General features: G+C 64.8%; 6 protein-coding genes. All 6 read right to left on the minus strand.

What is annotated here, in order from left to right:
- The coding region (locus WAO18_RS19775; protein WP_422207927.1) for a PPE family protein at window positions 1-939 on the minus strand (939 nt) is incomplete at its 3' end.
- Between the two features lie 17 nt (window positions 940-956).
- On the minus strand, window positions 957-1,256 hold the full coding sequence (locus WAO18_RS19780) for a PE family protein (RefSeq protein WP_422207928.1): 300 nt from the start codon (window positions 1,254-1,256) through the stop codon (window positions 957-959).
- Between the two features lie 253 nt (window positions 1,257-1,509).
- Complete coding sequence (locus tag WAO18_RS19785) at window positions 1,510-3,627, minus strand: acyltransferase family protein (protein WP_422207929.1); 2,118 nt, start codon at window positions 3,625-3,627, stop codon at window positions 1,510-1,512.
- A 9-nt stretch (window positions 3,628-3,636) separates the two neighbouring features.
- Window positions 3,637-4,620: an NAD-dependent epimerase/dehydratase family protein gene (locus WAO18_RS19790; RefSeq protein ID WP_422207930.1), complete on the minus strand. Its 984-nt coding sequence runs from the start codon at window positions 4,618-4,620 to the stop codon at window positions 3,637-3,639.
- Between the two features lie 141 nt (window positions 4,621-4,761).
- Window positions 4,762-5,631 carry a glycosyltransferase family 2 protein gene (locus tag WAO18_RS19795; protein ID WP_422207931.1) on the minus strand — a complete coding sequence of 290 codons (870 nt, stop codon included), beginning with the start codon at window positions 5,629-5,631 and terminating at the stop codon, window positions 4,762-4,764.
- A gap of 287 nt (window positions 5,632-5,918) precedes the next feature.
- Entirely contained in the window at window positions 5,919-7,730 is a 1,812-nt protein-coding gene (locus WAO18_RS19800) for a putative bifunctional diguanylate cyclase/phosphodiesterase (RefSeq protein ID WP_422207932.1), read from the minus strand.
- Between the last annotated feature and the right edge of the window lie 2 nt (window positions 7,731-7,732).

Below are 7,732 nucleotides of genomic sequence, written 5' to 3' on the forward strand. Positions count from 1 at the left end.
GCCTCCGGCACCTGCAGCCGCGCCCTCGGCGGCCCCCGCGGCCGCGCCCTCGTCGGCAACTGGGGCCACAGGTGTCATGGCAGCGGTCTCCAAATTGCCCATCATGGGCCCTAACGCGTCGAGAGCGACAAACGCACCGAAGAACGCGGGGAGATACAGCAAATTGCCAATCAAACCCGAACCGATCGAACCGAGGCCGACCGGCGTCGCAGCGGCACCGCCGGTCAGACCGAGGGCACTCGAGAGTCCAGACAAAAGCCCCGACAGCCCCGGACCGGACGACGCCGACGAGGCGGGCGATGCGAGGCTTTGCAGTGCTTGGGAGATCAGCCCCGACAGCGACGCCTGCGAATTGCCGACGGCGGTTCCGGCGGCCTGGGTGACCGCGGCGCTCTGCACGCCCGACCCGGCCGGATTGGTGGTCTGCGGCGCCTCGGTGAACGGCGTGACCTGGGCGGCGGCCGCCGAATTGCCGGCATAGCTGTACATGGCTGCGGCGTCTTGGGCCCACATTTCGCCGTATTGGGCCTCGTTGGCGGCAATCGCCGCCGTGTTCTGACCCAAAACATTTGTCACGACCAGCGACGTCAGCTGGATGCGGTTCGCCGCGACAATCGCCGGTGGCACCGTCATCGAGAACGCTGTCTCGTAGGCGCCTGCAGCCGCTTGAGCCTGGCCGGCCGCCTGCTCAGCCTGTCCGGCGGTGGTGCTGATCCACGCAAGATAGGGTGCGACCGCCGCCGCCATGGCCGTTGACGACGGCCCCTGCCACAACTCGTCCGTCAGCTCCGAGATGACCGATCCGTACGAAGTTGCCACAGAATGCAATTGAGCGGCCAGCCCGTTCCAGGCCGTCGCAGCGGCCATCATCGAGCCCGACCCGGGCCCCGAATACATGCGCGCCGAGTTGAGCTCTGGTGGAAACGCCCCGAAATCCATGTTCGATCCTCGGTTGCCTACAGCGCCGCGGCCGCGTTGGCGGCCTCGGTGGCCGCATACGAAGCGGCGCTGGTGCCGAGGGTGTGCACAAACATCTCGTGAATCGCGGCGGCTTGGGCGCTGATCGCCTGGAACATCTGGGCGTGTGCGGCGAACTGCGCCGCCGTCAGCGCCGACACCTCGTCAGCCGCCGCGGGTACGACCCCGGTGGTGGGAGCCGCGGCAGCCGCGCTCCCGGCCGTCATCGCAGAACCGATGCCCTGCAGGCTTCCGGCCGCTGTGATCAACGCGTCAGGCTGTGTGGTGACGAACGACATGTGCTCCTCCTAATAAAAGCAAGCCGAACCGGAGGTGCGCCGCGGTTACGGCCGGCTGCGGCGGCGCCTGGCGCCGCTTTATACCGTGATGTACGTAAGTAAGTAGCTTACATACTATTCGTCACATGGCAAGGCGAATAGCAAGATAATCAGTATCTTAAATCGCCTGAAAGCATCCATACACTCGGTAACTTGGCCACAAGGCAGACCGCTGGGTGGCGGGACTTTGGGGCTATCGAGCGTCACGTATTCGCTAACCGACCGGCTTGAGGCCGATCGCCTGCTGCACCAGGGGCATTAACGCTTGGGCATAGGTACCGGTGATGTGGAACTGATCTTGATACACCGCGTAGTGCCCGACGATCGCGGGACACAGGTCCGCGGTGCAGAGCCACGGTGTCAGGTTCACGAAACCGGCGCCGGCCTGTTGAGCTCCAGCGAGCGCAGCCTGCTGTTCGTCTGCCGGCGCCGCCGTTGCGGTCTTTGTCGCGCACGTCAACGCCGACGAAGGGTGTGCGGCCAAGCACCGCGGCGGGTCCTGACTCAACAGCGGAACATCGCCCATCACAAACAACTTGCGGCCCGGGCCTTGCATCTGCTTCAGCACGGCTGCGTACCCGGCGGCGTAGTCGTCGTCATCGAATCCGGTGTGGTTTCCGCTGGCCACTATCACCACCGACGGATCCTGCCGCTTCATCCAGTTGATCGCTGCAGTCTTCCACTCGCGGCACTGCGCGTCGGTCACGCCTTCGCGTGTCGTGTCGAACGTAATCATCGGCATGTGGCAGCCGTAATAGAAGACAAGACCAAACCTGTAGCCGAGCCGCGTGGCGATCGAGTGCACGGTCCGCGACCACATCACTGCCTCGGAGTCCCCGATCAGGATGATCATCGGGGCGTTTGCCCGGGCACCGGTGTCAAAGATGCATGGCTGACGGTCCGGCTTGAGCCACGAGATCGGCAGCGGTGAGCACCGGCCGCCGTCAGGCACACGCATGTCAGCAGCGGCATCGGCGAGGCTCGGAGTGAGGTCTGGGGGAATCGTGTCGGTTTTCGCTCCCGACGCCACCTGAGCCGGGATGTCCGAGCAGGCGGACGACGGGCAGGACGTTTTTGTGATGTCAGGACTGTCGAATAAGTTTCGTGCGCCCCCGCTGTGGACGATGAACACTTGCGCTAGCGCAATGGTGATGGCAATCAGCGCAGCACCGACCGCAAGGCTCAGTCCCGGTCTCGCAGTGAGCGATTGGGCGCGGCGAACTGGGTTTTCCACCCATCGGTAACTGAGCGCGGACGCCAGAATTGTGAGCAGCAGCAAGCCGGTCGTCTGCCATCCGCTCGTATGGCGCATGACGTACTGTGCGGCGATGGTGAGGATCGGCCAGTGCCACAGGTATAGCGAGTACGACCGCGCACCAAACCATTGCATCGGCCGAAGCGACAGACCCCGTTCCACGAACGTTCTGGTATCGGTGCAGCCGGCGGCGATCAGAAGCGCAGTGCCTACTACCGGCCACGCGATCGCCGCGCCCGGGTACGGCGTCGAGGAATTCAGCAGCAGCGCGCTGCCGGCGATACCGGCCAACCCGCATGATGCGAGTCCCTCGGCGGCCCAGCGCTGTTTCAGCTTCCGATGAAGCTCCGGTCCTAGCACGGCAATCAGTGCCCCGAGACCAAGCTCGCTGGCGCGGGTAAACGGGGAGAAGTACGCCCAGGTGGGATCTGCTGCTGTTTCAAAGACGGACCAGGCGAAGGATGCGGCGATGATGGCGATCAGCGACCCCGCGAGGACGCGCCTGAGGCGGGTGCCTCCGACGACTGACACCAACGCTAGAAACACGCCTGGCCAGACCACGTAGAACTGTTCTTCCACGCCCAGCGACCACATGTGTAGCAGCGGTGAAGGTGGCAGTTGGGATCCGAAGTAGTCGGTGCCGACAAGTCCGAAGTGAATGTTCGCTGCGAAGACCGCAGTCCATTTCGCAGCGACCGCGACGTCGTTGCCGGTGAGGAATCCGAGGAAGTAGTACGCCGCGACGACCGTCGTGACCACGACCAGAGCCGACGCGGGCAGTATTCGCCGCACCCGCCTGCCATAAAACCCAAGAATCGATACACGACCGGTCGTCGAATGTTCGCGCAGCAGAATGCTGGTGATCAGGAATCCCGAGATCACGAAGAAGACATCGACGCCGACAAATCCGCCACTGAACGGCGTGCCATAAGCGTGGAAGACCAGGACCAGACCGACCGCGATGGCGCGCAATCCCTCGATGTCCGGGCGGAATCGCCGACCGCCATCGGCTCCCCCAGACCGCAGCGTGGATTGAGCAGCTGTGACGGTAGGCGCGGCTATGGTGCCGGGTCGCATTCGGCGCTCTCAGGCGCGGGCGAGCGCCGGGGGGCGGGGATCGAGAATGCCGCGGAGCCAATCGACGGTGCGCTTGATGCCTTGGCTGAGGTCGGTTTCGGGATTCCAGCTCAGCACCCGGCACGCCCGGGTCGGGTCCAAAGCGCTCGCATGGAGCTCACCGGTGCGGGCCTCGGCGTGATCGGGCAGATGCGAGACACCGACTTCTGCGGCTATCAGCTCGTGCAGCTCGGCGACCGTCGTTTGTACGCCGGTGCCGATATTGAAGGTGCCGACCGTGCTGGCCGGTGCATGCGCGGCACACAGGAAGGCATTCACGGCGTCGTCGACGTAAACGTAGTCGCGGGTGGCGCTGCCGTCGCCATAGATGGTCGTGGGACGGCCGGAGATCATCGCACTGCCGAAGGCCGTGACCACGCCGGCTTTCCCATTCGGATCTTGGCGTGGCCCATAGACGTTGGCCAGTGCCAGACAAATCGGCGCTAGCCCGTACATGCCGGCGTAGGCGCGCATATAGAGTTCGCCGGCGACATTGGCTACCGCGTACGGCGAAAGCGGTTCCACCGCAGTGTCTTCGGTGGCCGGCAAGGTGGTCGCCGCACCGTAGCGGCAGCCACCCGAGGTGGCGTGGACGATCCGCGGTACTCGCGCCCGGCGGCTCGCTTCGAGCAGGTTGATGGTGCCCAACACGTTATTGCGGGCGTCATGTTGTGGATCGTCAATGGACCTGCCTACGTCGATCTGCGCGGCCAGATGGAACACCACGTCAGGGTTGGACCCCGCGACAACGTCGCACAGCGCGGGGTGCCGGACGTCGATCGCGGCGAAGGTGAAGCGACCGGGTCCGTCGTGTTGGTGGGCCCACTCGAGGTTGGTGGCAGGGGGGCCGGCGCTGAGATTGTCGACGCCTGTCACCTGGTGTCCTTCCGCCAGCAGGCGGTCGACAAGTGTGGAACCGATGAATCCGGCAGCGCCGGTTACGAGCGTGCGCATTATCGGCTATCTCCCCACCGGCTGGACCAGCGCGGGGCGGGGCGCGCCGGCGGGTGCGCTGACCTCGATGTCAGCACACGCCATCGTCAGACCAGCCAGCCGGGAATGGCCGCACTGGTACGGCGGGCCGTCCGGCCTTGATCATGCTGTCGCGCCCGCCGACACGGCCGGGCCCCGCCCGGTGGCCTGTCGCGCCGCTTGATAGAGGTGCCCGGAAACACCCGAGCGGTGATGGCGCAGAACGGTTCTCAGGACCCGGATGCCGTCGCGGATCGCATGCAGGTTCGACGCACCGGTGCGTCGGGGCAGCTCCAGGCTGGGAACCTCTGCAATGCGCAGACCCGTTTGCATGGCACGCACCGTCATCTCGGCTTCGATTTCGAAGCCGGTGGCCGACAGCCGAAGGTGCTCGAGATAGCGGCGGTGAAATGCGCAGAATCCGTAGCACAAATCGGTCAGCTGGGCGTCGTAGACCGTGTTGAAGGCGGTGAGCAGGAAGAGGTTACCGAGTCGGCGGATCCAGGTGATGTCCAATGACCCCCCGCCGCTGATGAACCGCGAGCCCTTGACGAAGTCGTAACCATGGTTGAGGAAATGCACGTAGTGGCGGATCTCCTGCGGTGACATGCTGCCGTCCGCGTCCATCATCACGATGATGTCGCCGGTGGCCGCTTGGAATCCGGTGCGCAATGCGCTGCCTTTTCCGACGCCCTCCTGAGGCACGATCCTCAGGTCCGGCCGGTATGCCTGCGCGGTGGTCAGTGTGACATCGGTCGAGTTGCCATCGACGAGGATGATTTCGTCCACGTCGTCGGCGATCTGCTCGAGTACCGAGGCGATGTTGCGAGCCTCGTTCCTTACCGGGATGACCAGGCTGACGCGGGGGCGGACCGCGGGGCCCGCCCCGGTGTCAATGTGTGCGATTGAGGATGGATCTGGCGGGATCGTAGTCGCAAGGTGCAGCGCCGATCCGTTGTCACTGCCATGGCCGGTGGCCGATACGGTTGTCATACTCGGGTGCCAATCTGCTGGTGGGGTGTTGCTTGGGCGTCGTGGGTTAGGAGATGTGGTTGGTCAGCGGGCCAGCAGGCCGGTGAGACAGACTGAGCGACGGCTCCGTCGCCGAGTGTCTGACCATCCTGCGGGAACATCCCTGATTATCATATCGCCTGCCCTCCTATGCGGGATATTACATACCATAGGAATGGTTAGCAATAGTTTGGACGACTTGAAGTATCGGCAGAGCGGAAGCGCTCGTGCCGAGGCCCCTGGCGCAGTGGTGTTAGACCACCGACGCGCTACCCGGTGGCCGCAGTGAGCGCGTCGCTGTCGGCGAGGAACGGCATCGGCATCCCGCCCGAAGTCAACAACGTCTCCATCGCGTTGCCCGCGATAGGCCGTGAGAATAGATAGCCCTGCGCCCGGCGGCAGCCGTATTGCATCAGCGCCAGCGCGGCCGCCGGAGTTTCGACGCCCTCGGCGACAAGCTGGAGGTCGAAGGCGTCGGCAAAGCCGATTATCGCGCGGATAATCGCCAGGTCGTTGGGGTCACTGCCCAGATTGCGCACGAAGCGCGGGTCGATCTTGAGCGTGTCCATCGGCAGCGTCTTCAGATGCGACAAAACCGCGTAGCCGGTGCCGAAGTCGTCGATGGACGTCTGCACGCCGATGTCTTTGAGCTGGGTCAGCGTGCGGGCCGTGCTGTCGATGTCGTGGACCACTGCGCGCTCGGTGATCTCCAGACACAAGGAACCGTCGGACATGCCGAACTCATCGATGGTGTCGGCAACCATCCGGACGAATCCGGGAGTGGTCAACTGCAGGGGAGACATGTTGACCCGCAATGACGCGTCTCTGGCCACGCCGCGCGAGCGCCACCCGCTGAACTCCGCGCACGCTGACCGCAGTACCCACCGGTCTAAATCGGCTGCGAGGTTCATCGATTCGGCCACCCCGATGAACGAATCCGGAAGCAGCACACCGCGGTCCGGATGCCGCCAACGCACCAGCGCCTCGGCGGCCACGATTGCACCGGTCCACAGGTCGACTTCGGGCAGGTAATTCAGGAACAGAGCTTCGTCGTCGATGTGGCCCCGTTGGAGGCCTTCCATGTCGGTGCGGAAACGCTGCTTCAACGAGTCGTCGCTGGCCACCGAGATCTCGTTGCCGCCCGCCCGCTTGGAGACCAAAACCGCTTCGTCGGCCCGGCGGAGCAGATCGGTGCCCTCGTCGCGGCCCGGCATGCCGACCGCCACGCCGATGCTCACGGTTCTGGTGACGGCTTGGCCATCGATGATCAGGCGATCGTGCACCGCCTTCCGGATCCGTTCGGCCAACGTCGCGGCGACCTGCGTGGTCATTGGCTGATCCGGTACGACGACGAACTCGTCGCCGCCTAGCCGGGCGACCATGCTCTGACCGCCGGCACAAGCACGAAGGCGGTCGGCAAAACTCTGGATGAACCAGTCACCGGCAGCGTGGCCGAGCGCGTCGTTGATCGATTTCAGGCGGTCGAGATCGAGGTATAGAACGGCGACGGGGCCGGGCCGCCGGCCGGCGAGTCGATCCGAAAGATGGGCGAGCAGCGCCCGGCGGTTGGGCAAACCGGTGAGATCGTCATGCTCGGCGAGATGCTGGAGCCGTTCCTCCGCCGAGATCCGAGCGTGGAACTGTGCGAACAGGGAGGCGACTGTTTTGAGGGTGTGGATCGCTTCGGGCTTCCACTTCCGGCCACGGCATTTGACAAAGCCGAGCACCCCGGCGGTCTGCGTACCGGAGACCAGTGGGGCGGCGGCCACCATCGGGCCGCCGCCGTAACGTTGCCACGTGACCGGGCATCGAAAGCCGGCGCTCTCGTGACTGCGGTAAATCACCAGCTCTTTGCCATCTTCGCAGAGCGCCAAGGCAGGGTGGTCGCTGGCGAAGGAGACCACCGCACCCGGATCGACATCGGCCACATCGGACCGCGGTGGCCACTCTGCGGCCAACACCGAGGCACGGACGCTGTGGTCGCTGTAGCGGAGGAAGGCGTAGTGCAGGTCGAACTGTTCGACGAGTTGGGCAAGGACCTTTTCGCTGGCCTGAGCAGCAGTTGCCGCGCTCGCTTCCAACA

The organism is Mycobacterium sp. (assembly GCF_049278535.1).
Lineage (GTDB): Bacteria > Actinomycetota > Actinomycetes > Mycobacteriales > Mycobacteriaceae > Mycobacterium.